Origin of the sequence: Enterobacter ludwigii (assembly GCF_001750725.1) — a bacterium.
Classification (GTDB): Bacteria; Pseudomonadota; Gammaproteobacteria; order Enterobacterales; family Enterobacteriaceae; genus Enterobacter; species Enterobacter ludwigii.
In genome coordinates this window covers 66,733-87,390 of record NZ_CP017279.1, presented here as the reverse complement: position 1 = coordinate 87,390, position 20,658 = coordinate 66,733, and the positions used below count along the sequence as shown (strand labels likewise).

Here is a 20,658-nt window from a genome sequence, read left to right as displayed (position 1 = left end):
CGACTATGAACATGGACAAACAATCATCACTTTTATTTATTCTTTAAGTACTGAGCAAATGATAACCAAGGTGTAAAATTTACCGCACGAAATGAAGATAAGTTATAAATTAAAAAAGAGGGTTCAAAATAGAACCCTCTAATATTTAAAAGCACAAACTAAAGCTCATTATCGGACAACATTTCGTACACTGATTCCCTGAATCGTACCTGAATCATTTTTCGTGCATCAGTGAGGCTAACATCGCTGAGCGGATAATAAGAATATAAAGCTTCTTCAAGCATATTGATGCATTTTTCATAGCTCCAATCTTCTCTGACTTTATGCATATAAATTATATAGAAAATCTTCTGTTCTATTTTCTGTATGCTATCGGTTGAAGATGAATAAGCCTTTTTGATTTCGTAATAACTTTCCACTAACTGTGGTGCATTTGAAATATTAAAATTATCCTCGCTGAAAATACTATCGTAGTATTTTCCAAAAATATGTTGCTTTTGGTTTGAAGATTTTTCAGGAAAACCTTGATAAGCGAAAAGTATCTGACCGAATTGCTCCATACTAATTTTGTATCGGTATTCTTTTTCATCATGAATCCCGGTATCGCCATTTTTTCTAGAATAAATAATACCATGCTCATCCAGTAGTTGTTCTAGTTGTATTTGCAATGTGCTTAATGATTTCAAGTCTACATTAGAAATAGAGTTTTGACTGTTTGTGTATTCCGCTATTTTATTTGCAGTTTCATTATTGGACGCATTGAATATCCGAACAAGAAGTTCGCCTTTTGAAATATATTCTGTAATATTTGATTTATCCACCGCGTTAAAATCATGAAGTGTTCTAAGCGTTTGCCCACCATTTAAGACTTGGATTCCTGATAAACTAATTCTAACCTTCCTGTGACCATTTACTGGGTGAGCTTTAATATCATTAGATACTATCGTTAACCCATTGTTATACATGAATAATTTATTTGGTTCTTCACGCAAGGTTTTGGCTATACCTGCATTATAGCGCGAGCGTTGAACAAACCCCCTGACGTTATCGAAAAGAACCCCAAAATCTATTTTTTCGTTTGCCAGTAATTCAAAGTTCTCACAATTGTGATCTCCGCGCAAATCAGCATTGCGACAAGTAATTCTTATTACATCGGCAGCATTTAGTCTGATAACATACGATTTTGATGTCGAAATTGAACTCTCTGAATAAGACATGAGAGAATCATTGTCGATAATCAATTCCGCATTAATTGGAGCGGGACGTATTGACATAATACTTGTTATATGTGGAAGGCATATAGATATTACTTCCATGTCATATACATTTTTCAATTGTTGGATAGCACTTTCATCATGTTCTATAGGCAAAGCTTCATTGCTCACCATATATAAAGAAAGTTTCCATACTTCATTCCCATTGAGTAATTCATTGATTTTTGTCACATACAACGCCAACTTGCCTTCTAATCCATCGACACTTTCATTCATAATACAATTCACAAGTTTTGTTGATACAAAAGCCTCATTGAAACTTTGCTTCTGGTCAACTTTGAATCGTTCTCTGAACTTAAAATTAAATAACTTGATTTCCTTATCTTCACTATCTATAAATATTGCATCAATACCATGATCATCATTTCGGTTACCATATAAATACGAGTTGTATTCAGTATCTGTAATGTAATCACTAATTCGATCTATATCTTTTTCATTACATAATGATTCAAGCATGAAGAGATAAAAACCAAACCTTTGTTGTAACTTAAGTTCATTCACTTCTTGAACAAATTGATTAGTTTTACTGAATAAATCAAAGTATTTTTGGCATTTAATATTAAGCAACTTAAAATCATTGATACTTACATGCGACATCGTATAGTCCTTTTAAACAGATGATTTTTATCCATTATGCCTTACAGGACTGATTTCTGCTTGTGATCTCCCGCTCTTTAAATCAAATATTGTAGGTTATATTGGTACAGTTTTAAGCAACAGTAACTTAGAGCGCGTGTAGCCAAAAATCCCCGCTGGCGGTGCTGTTTGAGGGGCTGGGTTAGGCTGGGGGTTTACAGTTTTTCGCCGTCCAGCAGGCAGAGCGCCATTAAACCTGTTTTGTTCCAGTCATCCGGCGTATCGGGGTGCATTGTGGTAACGTAGGCCAGCTCAGAACGAAGAAACCGTAAAGCGCCTGCTGCACGGTCTTTGCCATAGAAGCTGTGGGTTTCTTCATCCGGCCGGAAGAGAATCAGCAATTGTTCATCGGGCTCGTGCTGAACATCAAAACCCAGCTCAGCGGCTGCTGCCTCTATACGCTGGCCAGCATCAATATCAGCCGGCAACTCTTTCCCGCCGTCATGCTTCCATACCCATGCGGCGGCCTGCGCCCATGTCATTTCAGTCTGGTGTTCGCGCACCAGCAGAATTTTGTTTAGCCTGCGATGCTTCGACATCCACTTTATCGCCTGAAATTACAATTTCACCGCGGGCTATCCAGCCGTAAACCTTCTGCCGACTAACCCAGCTTCTCTATACCGGCTACATGATATTTTAAGCGCCAGTATTTGCCGCCATAAGGTTTGATCAAGAAATACAGACCATCACCATCGGACAACTTGTAAGCCTTCTCTTAGTGGCATTAAGTTTCACCTGGAGATACCTACTTAAGACCGAAATACAAATACCCTTGCACCTACTGACCATTGATTTCAGGAGATTTTTGTAGACGTGGAGGTACTAAAAGGTTTCAGAGCGCAGGATATAAGGGATTTTGGTGAAATTTAGTCGACTTTGGGAGACGTTAGGATGGTGCCGATAATAGGAGTCGAACCTACGACCTTCGCATTACGAATGCGCTGCTCTACCAACTGAGCTATATCGGCCCTGAAAGGCCGGTTACGAGCGTAACCACGGGGCAAAAGGTTAGATCTAACCGGGTGATGCGTCAATGCCCTTTTGAATCAAACGGCTATTTTTGCATCACCCGTGATTATTTACGCACGAATCGTATCATCACCGAAGCCGATCCACTTGTAGGTGGTCAGTGCTTCCAGGCCCATCGGGCCTCTTGCATGCAGTTTTTGCGTGCTGACAGCAACTTCTGCGCCCAGGCCGAACTGGCCACCGTCGGTGAAGCGGGTTGAGGCATTCACGTACACGGCGGAGGAGTCCACCTCATTCACAAAGCGATCGGCATTGCGCAGGGTGCGCGTCAGAATCGCATCCGAGTGCTGGGTACCATGTTCACGGATGTGAGCAATGGCATCGTCAAGGCTCGCAACCACCTTCACGTTCAAATCCAGCGACAGAAATTCGTCGTCGTACTGTTCCGCTTTGACCGGTACCACCGTCGCCGGGCCGTCTTTCAGCAGTGCCAGCGCGTTGGCATCCGCGTGCAGCGTCACGCCGCTTTCGGCCATCTGTTTGCTCAGAGCAGGCAGGAAGGTATTGGCGATGCCCTGATGCACCAGCAGCGTTTCAACCGTATTACAGGTGCTTGGACGCTGGGTTTTGGCATTGACGATAATCTTGAGCGCCGGTTCAATCTCGGCACTGTCATCAACCACGATATGGCACACGCCGATACCGCCCGTGATCACAGGAATGGTCGACTGCTCACGGCACAGCTTGTGCAGGCCCGCGCCACCGCGTGGGATCAGCATGTCGATGTATTTATCCATGCGCAGCATCTCGTTCACCAGCGCACGGTCCGGGCTCTCGATTGCCTGTACGGCACCTGCCGGCAGGCCGCACTCTTCCAGCGCCAGCTGGATAACGTTTACGGTCGCGGCGTTGGTACGCCAGGTCTCTTTCCCGCCACGCAGAATGGCAGCGTTGCCGGTCTTCAGGCACAGGGAAGCGACATCAACCGTAACGTTGGGACGGGCTTCATAGATCACGCCAATAACGCCCAGCGGCACGCGACGACGCTCAAGGCGCAGCCCGCTGTCGAGCAGCCCACCGTCAATGACCTGACCTACCGGATCGGCAAGATTGCAGACCTGGCGGACATCGTCAGCGATGCCTTTCAGACGTGCCGGGGTCAGCGCCAGGCGGTCAAGCATTGCTTCGCTCAGGCCATTGCGACGCGCTTCCAGCAGATCCTGCTCGTTGGCGAGCAGAATCTCCTGCGACTGCGATTCCAGATAATCAGCGATTTTTTCCAGCACGCGGTTTTTCTCGCGGCTGGAAAGGAGCGCCAGTTTGTAAGAGGCGGCCTTCGCGGCTACGCCCATTTGTTCCAGCATTTTCTGGCTCCTTAACGAATAATCATGTCATCACGATGCACGGCAACCGGGCCATATTCATAACCCAGAATGGCGTCGATCTGCTGTGAATGGTGACCCGCAATACGGCGCAGGGCATCGCTGTTGTAGCGGCTTACGCCGTGGGCGATGTCACGACCTTCGAGATTACGGATACGGATCACTTCACCACGTGAGAAGTTGCCTGTCACGCTTTTAATTCCTTTAGGAAGTAATGAGCTCCCTCTTTCCAGAATTGCGGCGGTCGCCCCTTCATCAACGGTGAGTTCGCCTGCCGGCGGTGCGCCAAAGATCCAGCGTTTGCGGTTCTCCAGCGGGGAGGCTTGCGCATGGAAGCGGGTTCCCACGGAGATGCCTTCCATCACGTCGCCAATCACGCCAGGACGGCTGCCCGCGGCAATGATGGTGTCGATACCGGCACGGCATGCCACGTCGGCAGCCTGCAGTTTGGTCCCCATCCCGCCGGTCCCGAGGCCTGAAACGCTGTCACCTGCGATGGCGCGTAGCGCATCGTCGATACCGTGTACATCGGTAATCAGTTCAGCATCTGGATTTGAACGCGGGTCGGCGGTGAAGAGCCCCTGCTGGTCGGTCAGGAGCAGTAATTTATCAGCGCCTGCCAGAATCGCGGCCAGTGCCGAGAGGTTATCGTTATCACCCACTTTGATTTCAGCGGTGGCAACGGCATCGTTTTCGTTAATGACGGGAACGATGTTGTTATCCAGCAGCGCACGCAGCGTATCGCGCGCGTTCAGGAAACGCTCCCGGTCTTCCATATCCGCACGCGTCAGCAGCATCTGCCCGACGTGGATGCCATAGATAGAAAACAGCTGTTCCCAGAGTTGAATGAGTCGGCTTTGTCCCACGGCGGCCAGCAGCTGTTTCGAGGCGATCGTCGCGGGGAGTTCGGGGTAACCCAGGTGTTCACGCCCGGCGGCAATCGCCCCGGAGGTCACAATCACAATACGATGCCCTGCGGCATGCAACTGAGCGCACTGACGTACAAGCTCAACAATGTGGGCGCGATTAAGGCGGCGCGATCCGCCTGTTAAAACACTGGTACCGAGTTTTACCACCAGCGTCTGGCTGTCACTCATGATTCTCTGCCGTTCAACGATAAGGGAAAATGATGTCAAACGAACGTTTTAACAGGTGTCAGCCCCGTTGCCAACTGCCTTAGCACATCGCGAAACACTTTGTTGCGCGGGATCAGGAAGCGTAGCGGCAAAATTTGACAGTTTTATTACCGAAATAATAAATCACAGTTTTTTAAAATTATTCTTAATTTGTCATAAAAGTTTCATTGCGTAACGTTAAAACCCTTTCTGTTTTTTCACGGGACTTAAGCATGAGCTTATCGTCCAGCGAATTTTTTTAGCGCGTTTATAAGACAGGATCGAAAATGAAAAAGAGCACACTGGCATTAGTGGTAATGGGCGTTGTGGCTTCCGCATCTGTACACGCAGCCGAAGTTTATAATAAAAACGGTAATAAACTGGACGTATACGGCAAAGTTAAAGCAATGCACTACATCAGCGATGATGACACTAAAGATGGTGACCAGACTTACGTCCGTTTCGGTTTTAAAGGCGAAACACAGATTAACGATCAGCTGACGGGCTATGGCCGTTGGGAAGCTGAATTTGCCGGTAACAAAGCAGAAAGCGACTCTACACAGAAAACGCGTCTGGCGTTTGCTGGTCTGAAACTGAAAGACATTGGCTCTCTGGATTACGGTCGTAACCTGGGCGCACTGTACGACGTTGAAGCCTGGACCGATATGTTCCCTGAGTTCGGTGGTGACTCTTCAGCCCAGACTGATAACTTCATGACCAAACGTGCGAGCGGTCTTGCCACCTACCGTAACACCGACTTCTTCGGTGCGGTTGATGGCCTGGATATGACCCTGCAGTATCAGGGCAAAAACGAAAACCGCGACGTCAAAAAACAGAACGGTGACGGTTTCGGTACCTCTCTGACCTATGACTTCGGTGGCAGCGACTTCGCCGTCAGCGGTGCCTACACCAACTCTGACCGTACTAACGCACAAAACCTGCTGACGCGCGGTGAAGGTAAAAAAGCGGAAGCATGGGCAACCGGTCTGAAATATGACGCTAACGATATTTATCTGGCAGCGATGTACTCTGAAACTCGTAATATGACCCCAATTTCGGGTGGTTTTGCGAATAAGGCTCAGAACTTTGAAGTTGTTGCACAATACCAGTTCGATTTCGGTCTGCGTCCGTCCCTGGGTTATGTCCAGTCTAAAGGCAAGGATATCGAAGGTGTGGGTGACGAAGATCTGGTGAAATACATCGACGTGGGCGCGACCTATTATTTCAACAAGAATATGTCCGCGTTTGTTGATTATAAAATCAACCAGATTGATGACGACAATAAACTGGGCGTGAGCAGCGATGACATCGTTGCTCTGGGTATGACCTACCAGTTCTGATATTGTTGAAATAAAAAATCCCGGCGCAGATGCCGGGATTTTTTTTGCCTGGAGGGGGTCGGGTTTACTGCCCTCACCCCATCCCTCGCGAAGAGAGAGAGAAATATCGCGATTACGCCGTCAGCTTAACCGCTTCGCTGGAAAAGTTATCCGCGGGTTCAAGCTTCAGATCCAGGGTGGCCAGCAGTGCTCTTGCCTTTTCGAGGTACTCTTTCAAAGTATGCTCCAGGCGGTCGATCACTTCCTGGTCTTTGATTGGGGCTGTTTGCCAGTAGCCGTCTTTATTAAACAGGCCGAACTGGTAGCTATACGTAAAACGTTTTTCTTCCGCTTCCATTTCCATCCACCAGCCCCAGAATTCACGTTTTTCGGGTGCAGGCTTCACGTTGACGCATACAGCCAGGCAGTCGAAAAAAAAGCGATTTTCTTCACACTGCTCTTCTCGAATATACGGGCCGAGAGCCATAAACTTCTTGATCAGTCTACTTTTCGGGTGTCCACTCGGTAACGTCATTGCGATCTCCTTTTGTGAAGCCACTGTTTTACCAAACCAGCAAAATTTAGCAATCTATTAACACAATCTCTGCGCGATCCAGCGTGTGATCTCTCTCAATGCTTTGTCAAAATTCTGGTACACCGGGCTGAACGGTACCTCAAGCAATTTGCCATCCGCTGATGACGAAGTGATTAAGCGTGACTCCTCTTCGGGACTGAAGGGATCGTTTTTCCAGTAACCTGACATCATCGGCGTAGGGCAACGCCGTCCCAGCAACCCCTGCGTTTTTAGCGAGTAACGATTGAGTTCAACGCGCAGCGCTTCGTCTGATGCATCATGCATGCCAAGGCGGCTGGCCAACACATCAAGGTACATTTCCGGCACGCGGCCCTGCCGGGTCGGATCGCTGAGCAGAGCGTGCACCACCGGGCCGAGACAGGCGACGGCCTTCAGGCGTGAAGCTTCAAGGTAAGCCAGACGCACGGCGACGTTGGCGCCAAAACGGAAGCCAAATGCAGCAACACGCGTGTGGTCAACCCATGGAATGTTTTCCAGCGCTTTTAATGCATGCTGGTGCAGAAGACTCGAGTCCTGAGTCAGTTTCCATTTGGATGAAAAGCCAATTGAGGGCATATCCAGCGTCAGCATCGCGATCCCTTTTGGTGCGAAGTAACGCTCATACAGGCTGTAATAGTCGATTTGCAGTGAATCCAGCCCACCGCACATCAGAACGGTCGGGAACGGACCTTCGCCTTCTGGCATATGCAGGAACCCGGTGACGGGCGCGCCACCCGGGATGGTAAACTCCAGCTCACGCATCCGGCCCGGTAAGCGTTGAGCGGCCTCTTCGTAGGCGCGATTCGCCAGCGCCTGAGCCTGCTCGGCCAGCTCATCACCTTTCAAATGCGGGTATGCGGCAATAGCATAGAGGTTGGCCGCATGCAGCCAGTGTTTGCCGCTGAGCGTGGCATCCTCTTCCTGGCTGGCTTTTTGCTGCCAGAGCATCGCCTGTTTAGACCATTCGTAGATCCAGTTTCCCCCGCGATAACCCACGACCGTATCGTAGAGTTCACTGTCGGTGCGCTCGGCTTCGCTCATCACGATACGCGCCTGCACATCAAGGATTTCACGGGGATCAATACCGCGCCAGATCCACATCAGACGGTTAATCATGCGGTACCAGTGGGGCACGTTTTTACCGTCTAATGCAGACTGGACGGCAGGCATGGTCCCCGGATTAAACCGGCGCACCAGCGTCGACGTTTCAGGATGTTTGAAACGGGGTTTGAAGAGAGTCTCGGTGAGATTCGCCTGCGTCATTACGTTGCCTCCATGAATACGTCATATAGAGACTATTGTAACGCGCGTCAGACTAAAAAAAACAACGCCCGGTATCACCGGGCGTTAAATAAGTGCGTAAGAGAATTAACGACCAGAGATTGGTGGTACAAATACCACGCCCATATCCCATGGCTGTTCAATCCAGGTATCCTGAGGGATATCAATCACGTAATCGTCAACCAGAGGGCGGCCTGCTGGCTTCGCGAAAATGGTGACGAAGTGGGCTTTTGGATACATTTCGCGGATAGCCACCGCGGTACCGCCGGTATCAACCAGGTCGTCGATAACGATGAAGCCTTCACCGTCGCCTTCCGCACGTTTCAGCACGGTCAGCTCACGCTGGTTGTCATGGTCATAGCTGGAGATGCATACGGTATCGACATGACGAATACCCAGCTCACGTGCCAGCAACGCCCCCGGTACCAGACCGCCACGGCTGACGGCAATAATGCCTTTCCACTGTTCGGAAGGCATCAGACGCGCAGCCAGTTTGCGTGCGTGAATCTGCAACATGTCCCAGGTGACGACGTATTTTTCGCTCATGTGAAGTGTCCCAGCCTGTTTGTATACGGCTTAAAAAGTGTTCGAGGGGGAAATAGGTTGCGCGAGATTATAGAGATCTGGCGCACTAAAAACCAGTGTTTAGCGCCCGGAGCCTGAGTTTTTACATGCTTTATGCTACCAGCCACCGGAGAAAGTGGTATTCTCAGTTGCATCTCGCAAGCCTGTCTTGTGGTAACTATTAACCTGCTAACCCTGTGACCTGCAACTCGCTTTGCAAGGCATCGACAAGGAGACTTATCGTGTCTGAACTGTCTCAATTATCTCCACAGCCACTGTGGGATATTTTTGCCAAAATCTGTTCCATTCCCCACCCTTCCTACCATGAAGAACAGCTTGCCGAACATATTATGGGCTGGGCGAAGGAAAAAGGTCTGCATGCTGAACGCGACCAGGTTGGCAACATTCTGATCCGCAAACCGGCGACCGCAGGCATGGAAAACCGTAAACCGGTTGTGCTGCAGGCGCACCTGGACATGGTTCCACAGAAAAACAACGACACCGTTCACGACTTCACCAAAGACCCTATCCAGCCTTACATCGATGGCGACTGGGTGAAAGCGCGCGGCACGACCCTTGGTGCAGATAACGGCATTGGCATGGCGTCTGCTCTGGCGGTCCTGGCGGACGACAGCGTTGAACACGGCCCGCTGGAAGTGCTGCTGACCATGACGGAAGAAGCAGGCATGGACGGCGCGTTCGGTCTGCAGGCGAACTGGCTGCAGGCGGACATTCTGATCAACACCGACTCTGAAGAAGAGGGTGAGATCTACATGGGCTGCGCCGGCGGGATTGATTTCATCACGACCCTGCCACTGTCCCGCGAAGCGATCCCTGCTGGTTTCCAGACCTTCAAGCTGACGCTGAAAGGGCTGAAAGGCGGCCACTCCGGTGGTGATATTCACCTGGGTCTGGGCAACGCCAACAAACTGCTGGCACGCTTCCTGGCTGGCCACGCGGCTGAGCTGGATCTGCGTCTGGTGGATTTCAACGGTGGCACACTGCGCAATGCCATTCCGCGTGAAGCCTTCACGACCGTGGCAGTACCCGCAGCTAAAGCTGACGAGCTGAAAAAGCTTTCCAGCGTATACCTGGATATCCTGAAAAACGAACTGTCAGCGAAAGAGAAGAACCTGACCGTGGTGCTGGAGTCCGTGACTACCGACAAAGCGGCACTGACCTCCCCGTCTCGTGACGCCTTCGTTCAGCTGCTGAACGCGACGCCAAACGGCGTAATTCGTAACTCAGACGTCGCGAAAGGCGTGGTCGAAACCTCCCTGAACGTGGGCGTGGTCACCATGAGCGATGACAGCGCGGAGATCATCTGCCTGATCCGCTCGCTTATCGACAGCGGTAAAGAGTATGTGGTGAGCATGCTGGAGTCTCTGGGTAAACTGGCGGGTGCACGCACATCCGCAAAAGGTAGCTACCCAGGCTGGCAGCCGGATGCAAGTTCCCCGGTGATGGCGCTGGTGCGTGAAACTTACCAGCGTCTGTTCAACAGTACCCCGAACATTCAGGTGATCCACGCCGGTCTGGAGTGTGGTCTGTTCAAGAAACCGTATCCGAACATGGACATGGTGTCTATCGGGCCAACCATTACCGGCCCGCACTCGCCGGATGAGCAGGTTCATATTGAAAGCGTGGGTCATTACTGGACTCTGCTGACTGAACTGCTGAAAGCGATCCCTGCTAAGTAATTCGCCGTATGATGCCCGGTAGCACGTTGCCTGCCGGGCTGACGAATCCGTCAGCTATAACCCCAATACCAGCTGCCGCTCCAGTTGCGGGTCCAGCAGCGTCACATGTAACCCCACCAGCCTCACTCCCCGCCCTGCCCGCCGCTCTTCCCAGGCTTTTCTCGCGGTGGCGATAAGATCGTCTTTATTCAGTCGCGGCCAGACATGCTCCTGCGTCGTCTGCTGGAAATCATTAAACTTCAGCTTAACGCCCTGACGGGCAATCAGCAGATCGGGTTTTACTTTCGCTAACCGCCGCTCCAGTTCGGGATAAAGTTGGTCAGTGATAATGACTTCACACTCGGACCAGTCATGGATGTCTTCCATCAGCGTGCGTTCAACCCCGACCGATTTACGCAGCCGCTCACTGCTCACGCTGCGCTCATCAATTCCCTGACTGCGCTCCCACAGCACGCGACCAAACTTACCGAAACGCTTAAGCAGCATGGCCAGATCGCTTCGCTGTACATCTTCACAGGTCCGTAATCCCATACTTTCCAGCTTTGCAGCAGACACTTTCCCCACGCCGGGGATTTTGCCGAGCGGCAGCGTTTTTAAAAACGCCGGAACCTCTTCCGGAGTGATGACGTACTGACCATCGGGTTTATTCAAATCAGACGCTATTTTGGCGAGGAATTTCACCGGTGCGACGCCTGCGGAAGCGGTCAGATTGAGCTCGTTGAAGATAGTCCGGCGGATCTCCTGCGCCATTAACGTTGCGGAGCCGTGGCAGTGCAGGCTGTCAGTGACATCCAGGTAGGCTTCGTCCAGCGACAGAGGTTCAATCAGCGAGGTATAGCGAGAGAAGATCTCGCGGATATGCAGGGAGGCTTCTTTGTAGGCTTCAAATCGGCCGGGCAATAACGTGAGATGAGGGCACAGCTTTAGCGCCATGGCAGTTGGCATAGCGCTGCGCACGCCAAATTTGCGCGCAGGGTAGTTGGCGGTGCTGATCACACCGCGCTGGACACGGCTACCGCCAATCGCAATAGGTATATCCCGCAGCGCCGGATTGTCACGCATTTCCACTGCGGCAAAAAAGCAGTCCATATCGACATGGATAATTTTGCGCATAGTAAGCCCTCACTCATTACTGGATAAGTATACAGTAAAGAAATGAGGATTGAGAAGTGTGTTTCCCCTCTCCTCCTGGAAGAGGGGAAACATCGGACTCACTAAAGGATCCGCCGGGCCTCGCGCGCCATGCGTTTTTTACGGGCGTCGCAGGGTTCGGGGCAGTCGCACACTTTTTCCATCCCGAGCGCGGAGATACCACCACAGCTGCCCTGAATGCTTTTACGCTTTATGATCCAGCCCAGAGACATGCCGAGTACAACAAGCAAAAAAACCGCGAAAGTTGCCAGAAACGTCAGCATCATCACCCCCCGAAGTCATCCAGCAGGATGTTCTCATCTTCCACACCCAGATCTTTTAGCATCTTAATGACTGCAGCGTTCATCACTGGCGGCCCACACATGTAAAATTCGCAATCCTCTGGCGCAGGATGCTGCTTGAGGTAGTTTTCATAAAGCACGTTGTGGATGAACCCCGTGTGACCGGTCCAGTTATCTTCCGGTTGCGGATCGGAGAGGGCCACATGGAAGGTGAAGTTTGGGTTTTCACGCGCCAGTTGCTCAAACTCATCATCATAGAACATCTCTCGCAGCGAGCGTGCCCCGTACCAGAAGCTGATTTTGCGCTTGCTCCCGAGGCGCTTGAGCTGGTCAAAAATGTGCGAACGCATCGGTGCCATGCCCGCGCCACCACCGATAAAGACCATTTCAGCCTCGGTCTCTTTAGCAAAGAACTCGCCAAACGGACCGGAGATGGTCACCTTATCTCCCGGTTTCAGGGACCAGATATACGACGACATCACGCCCGGGGGTGCATCAGGCACATTCGGCGGCGGCGTGGCGATACGCACGTTGAGCATAATGATGCCCTTCTCGTCCGGGTAGTTGGCCATTGAGTAGGCGCGAAGCGTCGGTTCTTTAACGTCAGACACAAAACGGAAAAGATTGAATTTGTCCCAGTCGGCACGGTACTCATCCGGAACGTCGAAGTCCGTATACGCCACGGTGTGCTCCGGGCACTCAATCTGGATGTATCCCCCGGCCCGGAACGGAACATCTTCCCCTTCCGGCACGCGCAGCTTCAGCTCTTTAATGAAAGTCGCTTTGTTATCGTTAGAGATAACTTCACACTCCCATTTTTTGACCCCGAAGATCTCTTCCGGCAGCTCAATTTTCATGTCCTGGCGCACCGCGACCTGGCAGGCCAGACGGCAACCCTCTTTTGCCTCACGCTTCGTGATATGCGCCAGCTCAGTGGGCAGAATATCCCCTCCCCCCTCTTTCACCGTGACGCGGCACTGACCGCAGGAGCCACCGCCACCGCAGGCTGAGGAGACAAAGATTCCGTTACCGGAGAGCGTATTGAGCAGTTTATCCCCCGCCGGCGTGCGGATCTGGTTTTGCGGCTCACCGTTGATATCAATCACCACGTCGCCGGAATTCACCAGCTTCGCGCGTGCCGCCAGAATCAGCCCTGACAACACCAGTACAATCAGCGTGAACATCACCACGCCAAGAATAATTTCCATCTGTTAGCCCTTATAGCTGCACACCGGAGAAGGACATAAAGCCCAGCGCCATCAGCCCGGTGGTAATAAAGGTGATCCCTAAGCCACGTAAACCCGCAGGCACATTGGCATATTTCATTTTTTCGCGGATCCCCGCCATGGTGACGATAGCCAGCATCCAGCCGATGCCGGAGCCGAAACCATACACAACGGATTCACTGAAGTTGTAATCACGCTGAACCATAAACGATACGCCACCAAAGATGGCGCAGTTCACCGCGATCAACGGCAGAAAAATCCCCAGCGCGTTGTATAGCGACGGGAAATACCTGTCGAGGATCATCTCCAGGATTTGTACCAGCGCCGCAATCACACCGATAAAGGTGATGAAGTTCAGGAAGCTGAGATCGACACCGTCTACCAGCGCACCGTCGCGCAGCACAAAGTTGTACACCAGGTTGTTAATCGGTACAGATAAGCCGAGCACCACCGTGACCGCAACACCCAGACCAAACGCCGTCGATACCTTTTTGGAAACGGCAAGAAACGTACACATGCCCAGGAAAAACGCGAGTGCCATGTTTTCAACAAACACCGCGCGCACAAATAAACTCAGGTAATGAGCCATCGTCGGTTACTCCTTTTCCTGCTGTTCTGGCTTCAGGGTACGAATCAGCCAGATCAGCAAACCGATAATGAAAAATGCGCTTGGGGCCAGCAGGAAGAGTCCGTTTGGCAGATACCAGCCGCCGTTTTGTACCGTGTCCAGCACCGTGACGCCAAACAGCTTACCGCTGCCAATCAGCTCGCGCAGGAACCCAACGGTCAGCAGGATAACGCCGTAACCGAGACCGTTACCGATCCCGTCCATAAAGCTCGCCAGCGGAGGCATTTTCATCGCATAAGCTTCGGCACGCCCCATCACGATGCAGTTGGTGATAATCAGGCCGACAAACACCGAGAGCTGTTTTGACGTTTCATACGCGAAAGCGCGCAATAGCTGATCGACCACGATCACCAGCGACGCGATGATCGCCATCTGCACAATGATCCTCACGCTATTCGGGATGTGGTGGCGGATCATGGAGATAAACATGCTGGAAAATGCCGTCACCAGCGTGACCGCGACGGTCATAACCAGCGCGGTTTCCAGTTTTGTCGTGACCGCCAGCGCCGAACAGACGCCCAGTACCTGTAAGGTAATAGGGTTATTCGCCAGCAGCGGACCGATGAGCACCTTTTTGACTTCTTTCAGTTCACCCGTATCAGCCATTGTTCAGCGCTCCTTCACGTACGTTTTTCAGGAAAGGACCAAAGCCCAGCTCGCCCATCCAGAAATCAAAACTGTGCTGCACCCCTTTTGACGTGAGCGTTGCCCCGGAAAGCCCATCTACGGCATATTCGTCACCCGGACGCGCAGCCCCTTTCATCACCTTCAGGGCAGGCAGGCCGTTATCGTCGAGCACTTTCTTGCCGACAAACTGCGCGCGCCAGTTAGGGTTTTCAACCTCACCGCCGAGCCCCGGCGTTTCGCCCTGGTCATAATAGGTAATCCCTTTCACCGTGCGACCATCCGTATCGAGTGCCACAAAGGCGTACATCATCGACCATAGCCCGTTGCCGTATATCGGCAGCACGACCTCCTGCACCCGCTTCTGCTCATCGCGCACAAGGTAAATTTCGGCGAGGTTACTGCGACGCTTGATGCCAGCGGGATCTTGCGATGCCTCCAGCGTCAGGCTCATCTCAGGGTCTTTCAGTGCCAGCGCCTGGTTAAATTTCGTCGGGTCTTTATCCAGCAACTGGCCGGTTTTTAAATCCACCAGACGCGCCGAAATGCGCTCCGCGAAGAGTTCAGCCACGTCGTCTGTACTCATCCCTTCCTGCATCAACCCGGCCACAGCCAGGATGTTGCGTTGTTTATCCAGCGCACGCTGCTCCTGTTGCCGTGGTTTTAATCCCACGGCAGAGCCAGCCACGACAATGGAACAGACCAGGCAAAGGACCAGCACCACCAGCAGCGTTTTGCCGATGCTGTCGTTATTCTTGCTTTCAGCCACGCGCTTTCCTCCGCTTAATGTTGGCGCGCACGACCAGATAGTCAAAGAGCGGCGCAAACAGATTGGCAAACAGAATGGCCAACATCATCCCTTCCGGATAAGCCGGGTTGACCACACGAATCAGGACACACATCGCACCAATGAGCACGCCATAGCTCCATTTACCTTTGTCGGTAAAGGACGCAGAGACAGGATCGGTGGCCATGAACATCATGCCGAAAGCGAACCCACCCAGCACCAGATGCCAGTACCAGGGCATGGAGAACATCGGGTTGGTGGCGGAACCGATGAAATTAAACATCGTGGCTGTTAACACCATGCCAATCATTACCCCTGCGACAATGCGCCACGACGCGACGCGTCCGAAAAGAATGATGGCGCCACCGAGTAAAATCATCAGCGTGGAAACTTCCCCAACAGAGCCGGGAATGTTGCCAATAAAGGCATCCAGCCAGGTCACGGGTTGACCCGTGGCGTTGTTAACCAGCGTTTCGCCCCCGTGCGCGGCCCACTGCGAAAGCGGCGTCGCACCCGAGAACCCATCCGCGGCCGTCCACACCAGGTCGCCCGAGATTTGCGCCGGATACGCAAAGAACAGGAAAGCTCGCCCGGCCAGCGCCGGGTTGAGGAAGTTGCGCCCGGTGCCACCGAAGATCTCCTTGGCAATCACCACGCCAAAACTGATCCCCAGTGCCGCCTGCCAGAGCGGCAACGTCGGTGGAACAATCAGGGCAAACAGAATCGACGTCACGAAGAAGCCTTCGTTGATCTCATGTTTGCGAATGATGGCGAACAGCACTTCCCAGAAGCCCCCCACGATAAACACCGTGATGTAGATTGGCAGGAAGAATACGGCTCCCAGCGTCATCATGCTTATCCAGCCGGCATCGGCTGCAAAGCTGACCCCCAACGTCTGAGCCAGTCGGTAGTGCCAGTCCGACTGGATAACCTGAGCCAGCTGTGGGGCATCATATAAATGATGCAGCGCCGGAATGGTCTGCAGGCCAACGTTGTACATACCCCAGAACATGGCCGGGAAGACCGCAAACCAGACCAGAATCATCATTCGTTTGAGGTCGATAGCATCGCGGACGTGTGCCGCCCCTTTTGTGACCAGCCCCGGCGTGTAGAAAATGGTCGCCGTTGCTTCATACAGCGGGTAGTACTTCCTGAGCTTCCCGTGCGTAAAGTGCGGCTCTATTTTTTCAAAGAGGTGTTTTAAGCCCATCAGTTATCCTTCCTGCTCAATGCGGGTTAACACCTCGCGCAATACCGGTCCATATTCGTATTTTCCCGGACAGACATAGGTACAGAGCGCCAGATCTTCTTCGTCAAGCTCGAGGCACCCCAGCGCCTGGGCACTGTCGGTGTCGCCGGCCAGCAGATCGCGCAGCAGCAGAGTTGGCAGAATATCCAGCGGCATAACGCGCTCGTAGTTGCCAATCGGAACCATGGCGCGCTCTCCGCCGTGGGTGCTGGTCGAGAAATTAAAGAGTTTGCGACGCAGGAAGTGCCCAAGGGTGGTGCGGGTCACGGAATACTTCTCAGCGCCCGGCAGAACCCAGCCGAACAGCTCTTTCTCGCGACCTTCCAGAACCACACTGACCTGCAGGTGGAAGCGCCCAAGATACGCCTGCGCGCCAGCCGCATGACGGCCACTGAGCACCGAGCCAGAAATCAGGCGGTTTTCACCCTCTTTCGTTTCACCGGCAAGCAGTTCATTAATGTCCGCACCCAGCAGCGTTTTCACCAGGCGTGGATTTGCTGCCTGTGGCCCGCCGAGGGCGATCACCCGTTCAGAGCACAGTTCACCGGTAGTAAATAGCTTACCTATGGCAATCACGTCCTGATAATTCAGATGCCAGACCTGTTTCGTCAGGCTCACCGGCTCCAGGAAGTGGATATGCGTTCCGACTAACCCCGCCGGGTGCGGACCTGCAAACGTATTAAACGTAACTTGCCCCTGCGGATGCCCCCCGAGTTTGCCGCCGCCCGCCTGACAGACGTGGACCTTCCCCGAGGTCAGACGGGTTAACACGGTTAGCCCGGCATCAAACGCGTTACGCTGCGCCAGAATAATGGGCTCCGGGTCCGCGCTGAGCGGGTTGGTATCAATGGCGGTGACGAAAATAGCGGCCGGAAGCGTATCCGGAACAGGCGATTTGCTGAAAGGTCGCGTGCGAAACGCCGTCCACAAGCCGGACGCCAGCAGTTGTGCCTGAACGGCTTCCCGGCTCAGGGCGGCGAGGTCTGCTGCGTCGAAATGGGAAAACTCACGTTGTTCGTCGCCTTCAATACGGATAACCACCGACTGCAGGACGCGACGTTCACCGCGATTGATTGCCACCACGGTACCGCTCGCGGGGGCCGTAAACATAACGCCAGGATTTTTTTTGTCCTCGAAGAGCGCCTGTCCTTTAATGACGCGATCGCCTTCCTGCACCAGCATTGAGGGACGCATTCCCAGGTAGTCATCGCCCAAAATGGCGACATGGCGGACACTTGCGCCAGGCGAAACGTGCGGCTCGGGCACGCCTGCAATCGGCAGTTCAAGTCCTTTTCTGATTTTAAACATGTGGTTAGCAAGCTTCCATGAACTTCAATCCAGAGGGGGCGAAGTGTACCATTTTCGCTGTTTTTCGGGCACCAAAACCTCGGTTGCAGGCGCTAAAGTGCGAGGTATTACGCAAAGTTCCTGGAGCCAACGCGATTTTGATGGTTTATAAAGTAAAACTAATTTGTAAACTCACCGTCCGGCTCTTGCGAAAATCTATGGCGGTGCTAATGTGAGCGCACCTAACAGAATAATCTGATTTCGGGTCTCTTTTGCCGTCCTGGCAATTTGGTCTTAGTTTTATCAAGGAACTAGTAGTATGCGTAAAATCGCATTGTTCATTGCGATGCTCCTGATTCCGTGCGTATCGTTTGCCGGGCTGCTCAGCAGCAATAGCTCAACCACGCCGGTCAGCAAAGAATATAAACAGCAGTTAATGGGATCACCGGTTTATATTCAAATCTTCAAGGAAGAACGCACACTCGATCTGTTTGTAAAAATGGGCGAGACATATCAGCTGCTTGATAGTTACAAGATTTGTAACTACTCCGGTGGTCTGGGGCCAAAACAGCGTCAGGGCGATTTCAAAAGTCCGGAAGGGTTTTACAACGTTCAGCGTAGCCAGCTAAAACCTGACAGCCGCTTCTATAAAGCCATTAACATTGGCTTCCCGAACGCCTATGACCGTGCCCACGGTTATGAAGGCAAATACCTGATGATCCACGGTGCATGCGTGTCTATCGGCTGTTATGCGATGACCGATACCGGCATTGATGAGATTTTCCAGTTTGTCACCGGCGCACTGGTCTTTGGTCAGCCGAACGTTCAGGTCAGCATCTACCCGTTCCGCATGACCGATGCCAACATGGCACGTCACAAGTACTCCTACTACGCGGATTTCTGGAAACAGCTGAAACCGGGTTACGACTACTTTGAGCAGACGCACAAGCCGCCGGTTGTCTCGGTTGTCGATGGCCGCTATGTGGTCAGCAAGCCGCTGAGCCACGAAGTCGTCCAGCCACAGCTGGCATCAAACTACTCGGTCCCCGAGACAAAATAAGACCCACTCGCCTGGCATAATCTTTTGCCAGGTTTCGTTGCCCGTCAGCGGCTGGGTCGCGATCACTGTGACCACATCATTCGGTGTGGTCTCTCGTTGAAAATCAATTTCCACATCCTGATCGAGCAGCTTGGCGACGCCAAACGGCGCGCGGCGCGTGATCCAGAACAGATTGGTCGAACAGAACGCCATCACATAACGCCCGTCAGACAGCAGCATGTTGAACACGCCCTTCTCACGCAGTTCTGATGCCAGCGACGCAATGTATTTGAAGACGGCGGTCATGTTGCCGGGCGTGCGCGGATAACGCTGCGTCAGCTTGTGCAGCAGCCAGCAAAACGCTTTTTCGCTGTCGGTCTCACCGACCGGACGGAAATTGCCCGTCTCCAGCGACTTATAGCCGGAGAGCTGGCCATTGTGCGCGTAGGTCCAGTGACGGCCCCACAGCTCGCGGGTGAACGGGTGGGTATTTTCCAGCGCCACTTCCCCACGGTTTGCCTGACGGATGTGGGCAATCACCGAGCGGGACTTAATGGGATAGTCCTGCACCAGTCTGGCAATCGGGGAATTAAAGCTGGGCTGGGGATCTTTGAATGTGCGACATCCTTTGCCTTCGTAGAAGGTAATGCCCCAGCCGTCTTTATGCGGCCCGGTGCCCCCGCCGCGCTGAACGAGCCCGGTGAAGCTAAAGCAGATATCGGTTGGCACATTGGCGCTCATCCCGAGCAATTCGCACATACATCACCTCCACAACAGCGGGGGCAATCATGCCCCCAGCGAAGTCTTACTTAACCATCTCTTTTTCGATCAGCTGGATCAGGATGTGGATCACTTTGATGTGAATTTCCTGAATGCGGTCAGCATAACCGAAGTGTGGAACACGGATTTCGATATCCGCCGTACCGTCCATCTTACCGCCATCTTTACCGGTCAGGGTGATGACTTTCATCCCTTTTTCACGCGCTGCGGCAATCGCTTTGATCACGTTAGCCGAGTTTCCGGACGTCGAAATACCCAGCAGCACGTCACCTTCACGGCCCACGGCTTCAACGTAGCGAGAGAAAATATAGTCATAACCAAAATCGTTACTGACGCAGGAAATGTGGCTCACATCGGAAATCGCAATCGCCGGGTAGCCCGGACGGTTTTCACGATAACGCCCGGTCAGCTCTTCTGCAAAGTGCATCGCATCACAGTGGGAACCACCGTTACCACAGGAGAGCACTTTACCGCCGGCCTTGAAACTGTCGGCCAGCAGGACCGCTGCGCGCTGAATAGCGTGAATATTGGCATCATCTTTCAGAAAGTTAGCCAGCGTTTCCGCCGCTTCGTTCAGTTCGTTACGAATAAGATCCTGGTACATGAGGATAATCCTTCAGTATTGATGAAATAACACAGTGGAGTGTACCGGATAGCGGGAAAAGCGAGAAGCTAAAGCCATGCGAATCGTCTGGCGTTTTGCGTTTTCGTGCCGGCTTAAACCTGAACAATGTGAACCAGGTTGTAATTATTTTGTAAACACATTGCTAAAGGAAATAACATCAACT

Annotated in this window: 20 protein-coding genes, 1 tRNA gene and 1 pseudogene; 3 read left to right on the top strand and 19 right to left on the bottom strand. The window is 52.2% G+C overall.

Features of this window, described 5'->3' with window-relative positions:
- Positions 1-158 precede the first annotated feature (158 nt).
- The 6 genes and pseudogenes from BH714_RS00415 to proB all read right to left on the bottom strand — a co-directional run bounded on the left by BH714_RS00415 (position 159) and on the right by proB (position 5,361).
- Positions 159-1,874, bottom strand: a complete 1,716-nt coding sequence (locus tag BH714_RS00415) for an AIPR family protein (RefSeq protein WP_040016763.1) — start codon at positions 1,872-1,874, stop codon at positions 159-161.
- Positions 1,875-2,068: 194 nt separating this feature from the next.
- Positions 2,069-2,452: a hypothetical protein gene (locus tag BH714_RS00410; RefSeq protein ID WP_236918383.1), complete on the bottom strand. Its 384-nt coding sequence runs from the start codon at positions 2,450-2,452 to the stop codon at positions 2,069-2,071.
- A gap of 68 nt (positions 2,453-2,520) precedes the next feature.
- Positions 2,521-2,613: pseudogene (locus BH714_RS24245) on the bottom strand (Arm DNA-binding domain-containing protein); the annotation flags it as partial.
- Positions 2,614-2,805: 192 nt separating this feature from the next.
- Positions 2,806-2,881: transfer RNA gene (locus tag BH714_RS00405), tRNA-Thr, on the bottom strand.
- A gap of 111 nt (positions 2,882-2,992) precedes the next feature.
- Complete coding sequence (gene proA / locus BH714_RS00400) at positions 2,993-4,246, bottom strand: glutamate-5-semialdehyde dehydrogenase (RefSeq protein WP_040016762.1); 1,254 nt, start codon at positions 4,244-4,246, stop codon at positions 2,993-2,995.
- An 11-nt stretch (positions 4,247-4,257) separates the two neighbouring features.
- The gene (proB, locus tag BH714_RS00395) at positions 4,258-5,361 is read right to left on the bottom strand and encodes a glutamate 5-kinase (protein WP_020882782.1); all 1,104 of its coding nucleotides are present in this window, start codon (positions 5,359-5,361) and stop codon (positions 4,258-4,260) included.
- Positions 5,362-5,666: 305 nt separating this feature from the next.
- Here proB and phoE point away from each other — a divergent pair, with 305 nt between their 5' ends.
- Positions 5,667-6,719 carry a phosphoporin PhoE gene (phoE, locus tag BH714_RS00390; protein WP_014168769.1) on the top strand — a complete coding sequence of 351 codons (1,053 nt, stop codon included), beginning with the start codon at positions 5,667-5,669 and terminating at the stop codon, positions 6,717-6,719.
- Between the two features lie 112 nt (positions 6,720-6,831).
- Here the strand turns inward: phoE and crl are convergent, their stop codons facing one another.
- The 3 genes from crl to gpt all read right to left on the bottom strand — a co-directional run bounded on the left by crl (position 6,832) and on the right by gpt (position 9,099).
- Positions 6,832-7,233: a sigma factor-binding protein Crl gene (gene crl / locus BH714_RS00385; protein ID WP_020882784.1), complete on the bottom strand. Its 402-nt coding sequence runs from the start codon at positions 7,231-7,233 to the stop codon at positions 6,832-6,834.
- A gap of 57 nt (positions 7,234-7,290) precedes the next feature.
- Entirely contained in the window at positions 7,291-8,535 is a 1,245-nt protein-coding gene (gene frsA, locus BH714_RS00380; RefSeq protein ID WP_014168767.1) for an esterase FrsA, read from the bottom strand.
- Between the two features lie 105 nt (positions 8,536-8,640).
- Positions 8,641-9,099: a xanthine phosphoribosyltransferase gene (gpt, locus tag BH714_RS00375; protein WP_010427903.1), complete on the bottom strand. Its 459-nt coding sequence runs from the start codon at positions 9,097-9,099 to the stop codon at positions 8,641-8,643.
- Positions 9,100-9,359: 260 nt separating this feature from the next.
- Between gpt and pepD the strand changes: the two genes are divergently transcribed.
- Positions 9,360-10,817 (top strand): cytosol nonspecific dipeptidase, encoded by a 1,458-nt coding sequence (gene pepD / locus BH714_RS00370; RefSeq protein WP_025205094.1) that lies wholly within the window; start codon positions 9,360-9,362, stop codon positions 10,815-10,817.
- Positions 10,818-10,871: 54 nt separating this feature from the next.
- Here pepD and dinB read toward each other — a convergent pair whose 3' ends face one another.
- The 8 genes from dinB to BH714_RS00330 all read right to left on the bottom strand — a co-directional run bounded on the left by dinB (position 10,872) and on the right by BH714_RS00330 (position 18,072).
- Entirely contained in the window at positions 10,872-11,930 is a 1,059-nt protein-coding gene (gene dinB / locus BH714_RS00365; RefSeq protein WP_014168765.1) for a DNA polymerase IV, read from the bottom strand.
- A gap of 101 nt (positions 11,931-12,031) precedes the next feature.
- Positions 12,032-12,235: a (Na+)-NQR maturation NqrM gene (gene nqrM / locus BH714_RS00360; protein WP_020882787.1), complete on the bottom strand. Its 204-nt coding sequence runs from the start codon at positions 12,233-12,235 to the stop codon at positions 12,032-12,034.
- Positions 12,235-13,458, bottom strand: a complete 1,224-nt coding sequence (gene nqrF / locus BH714_RS00355; RefSeq protein ID WP_025205098.1) for an NADH:ubiquinone reductase (Na(+)-transporting) subunit F — start codon at positions 13,456-13,458, stop codon at positions 12,235-12,237. The genes nqrM and nqrF overlap by 1 nt, the downstream gene beginning before the upstream one ends.
- 10 nt (positions 13,459-13,468) lie before the next feature.
- A complete protein-coding gene (nqrE, locus tag BH714_RS00350; protein WP_014168762.1) occupies positions 13,469-14,065 on the bottom strand; it encodes an NADH:ubiquinone reductase (Na(+)-transporting) subunit E in 597 nt (198 codons plus the stop codon).
- A gap of 6 nt (positions 14,066-14,071) precedes the next feature.
- Positions 14,072-14,710 (bottom strand): NADH:ubiquinone reductase (Na(+)-transporting) subunit D, encoded by a 639-nt coding sequence (locus BH714_RS00345; protein ID WP_025205100.1) that lies wholly within the window; start codon positions 14,708-14,710, stop codon positions 14,072-14,074.
- Positions 14,703-15,497 (bottom strand): Na(+)-translocating NADH-quinone reductase subunit C, encoded by a 795-nt coding sequence (locus BH714_RS00340; RefSeq protein ID WP_020882789.1) that lies wholly within the window; start codon positions 15,495-15,497, stop codon positions 14,703-14,705. The genes BH714_RS00345 and BH714_RS00340 overlap by 8 nt, the downstream gene beginning before the upstream one ends.
- Positions 15,490-16,725 carry an NADH:ubiquinone reductase (Na(+)-transporting) subunit B gene (locus BH714_RS00335; protein ID WP_020882790.1) on the bottom strand — a complete coding sequence of 412 codons (1,236 nt, stop codon included), beginning with the start codon at positions 16,723-16,725 and terminating at the stop codon, positions 15,490-15,492. The genes BH714_RS00340 and BH714_RS00335 overlap by 8 nt, the downstream gene beginning before the upstream one ends.
- A gap of 3 nt (positions 16,726-16,728) precedes the next feature.
- On the bottom strand, positions 16,729-18,072 hold the full coding sequence (locus BH714_RS00330; protein ID WP_040016761.1) for a Na(+)-translocating NADH-quinone reductase subunit A: 1,344 nt from the start codon (positions 18,070-18,072) through the stop codon (positions 16,729-16,731).
- Between the two features lie 298 nt (positions 18,073-18,370).
- Between BH714_RS00330 and dpaA the strand changes: the two genes are divergently transcribed.
- Positions 18,371-19,111 (top strand): peptidoglycan meso-diaminopimelic acid protein amidase, encoded by a 741-nt coding sequence (gene dpaA / locus BH714_RS00325; RefSeq protein WP_014168757.1) that lies wholly within the window; start codon positions 18,371-18,373, stop codon positions 19,109-19,111.
- On the opposite strand, the gene BH714_RS00320 is transcribed toward dpaA, so the two are convergent.
- Positions 19,082-19,849: a class II glutamine amidotransferase gene (locus tag BH714_RS00320; protein WP_014168756.1), complete on the bottom strand. Its 768-nt coding sequence runs from the start codon at positions 19,847-19,849 to the stop codon at positions 19,082-19,084. The genes dpaA and BH714_RS00320 overlap by 30 nt on opposite strands.
- A gap of 46 nt (positions 19,850-19,895) precedes the next feature.
- Positions 19,896-20,474, bottom strand: a complete 579-nt coding sequence (lpcA, locus tag BH714_RS00315; protein WP_014168755.1) for a D-sedoheptulose 7-phosphate isomerase — start codon at positions 20,472-20,474, stop codon at positions 19,896-19,898.
- Between the last annotated feature and the right edge of the window lie 184 nt (positions 20,475-20,658).

What these genes read in the sequence shown, in the direction of transcription:
- nqrE (WP_014168762.1), bottom strand. Translation starts at nt 14,065, where the DNA reads ATGGCTCATTACCTGAGTTTATTTGTGCGCGCGGTGTTTGTTGAAAAC.
- phoE (WP_014168769.1), top strand. Translation starts at nt 5,667, where the DNA reads ATGAAAAAGAGCACACTGGCATTAGTGGTAATGGGCGTTGTGGCTTCC.
- dinB (WP_014168765.1), bottom strand. Translation starts at nt 11,930, where the DNA reads ATGCGCAAAATTATCCATGTCGATATGGACTGCTTTTTTGCCGCAGTG.
- lpcA (WP_014168755.1), bottom strand. Translation starts at nt 20,474, where the DNA reads ATGTACCAGGATCTTATTCGTAACGAACTGAACGAAGCGGCGGAAACG.
- BH714_RS00320 (WP_014168756.1), bottom strand. Translation starts at nt 19,849, where the DNA reads ATGTGCGAATTGCTCGGGATGAGCGCCAATGTGCCAACCGATATCTGC.
- nqrM (WP_020882787.1), bottom strand. Translation starts at nt 12,235, where the DNA reads ATGATGCTGACGTTTCTGGCAACTTTCGCGGTTTTTTTGCTTGTTGTA.
- gpt (WP_010427903.1), bottom strand. Translation starts at nt 9,099, where the DNA reads ATGAGCGAAAAATACGTCGTCACCTGGGACATGTTGCAGATTCACGCA.
- BH714_RS00330 (WP_040016761.1), bottom strand. Translation starts at nt 18,072, where the DNA reads ATGTTTAAAATCAGAAAAGGACTTGAACTGCCGATTGCAGGCGTGCCC.
- BH714_RS00345 (WP_025205100.1), bottom strand. Translation starts at nt 14,710, where the DNA reads ATGGCTGATACGGGTGAACTGAAAGAAGTCAAAAAGGTGCTCATCGGT.
- dpaA (WP_014168757.1), top strand. Translation starts at nt 18,371, where the DNA reads ATGCGTAAAATCGCATTGTTCATTGCGATGCTCCTGATTCCGTGCGTA.
- nqrF (WP_025205098.1), bottom strand. Translation starts at nt 13,458, where the DNA reads ATGGAAATTATTCTTGGCGTGGTGATGTTCACGCTGATTGTACTGGTG.
- BH714_RS00415 (WP_040016763.1), bottom strand. Translation starts at nt 1,874, where the DNA reads ATGTCGCATGTAAGTATCAATGATTTTAAGTTGCTTAATATTAAATGC.
- crl (WP_020882784.1), bottom strand. Translation starts at nt 7,233, where the DNA reads ATGACGTTACCGAGTGGACACCCGAAAAGTAGACTGATCAAGAAGTTT.
- BH714_RS00410 (WP_236918383.1), bottom strand. Translation starts at nt 2,452, where the DNA reads ATGTCGAAGCATCGCAGGCTAAACAAAATTCTGCTGGTGCGCGAACAC.
- proA (WP_040016762.1), bottom strand. Translation starts at nt 4,246, where the DNA reads ATGCTGGAACAAATGGGCGTAGCCGCGAAGGCCGCCTCTTACAAACTG.
- frsA (WP_014168767.1), bottom strand. Translation starts at nt 8,535, where the DNA reads ATGACGCAGGCGAATCTCACCGAGACTCTCTTCAAACCCCGTTTCAAA.
- BH714_RS00335 (WP_020882790.1), bottom strand. Translation starts at nt 16,725, where the DNA reads ATGGGCTTAAAACACCTCTTTGAAAAAATAGAGCCGCACTTTACGCAC.
- proB (WP_020882782.1), bottom strand. Translation starts at nt 5,361, where the DNA reads ATGAGTGACAGCCAGACGCTGGTGGTAAAACTCGGTACCAGTGTTTTA.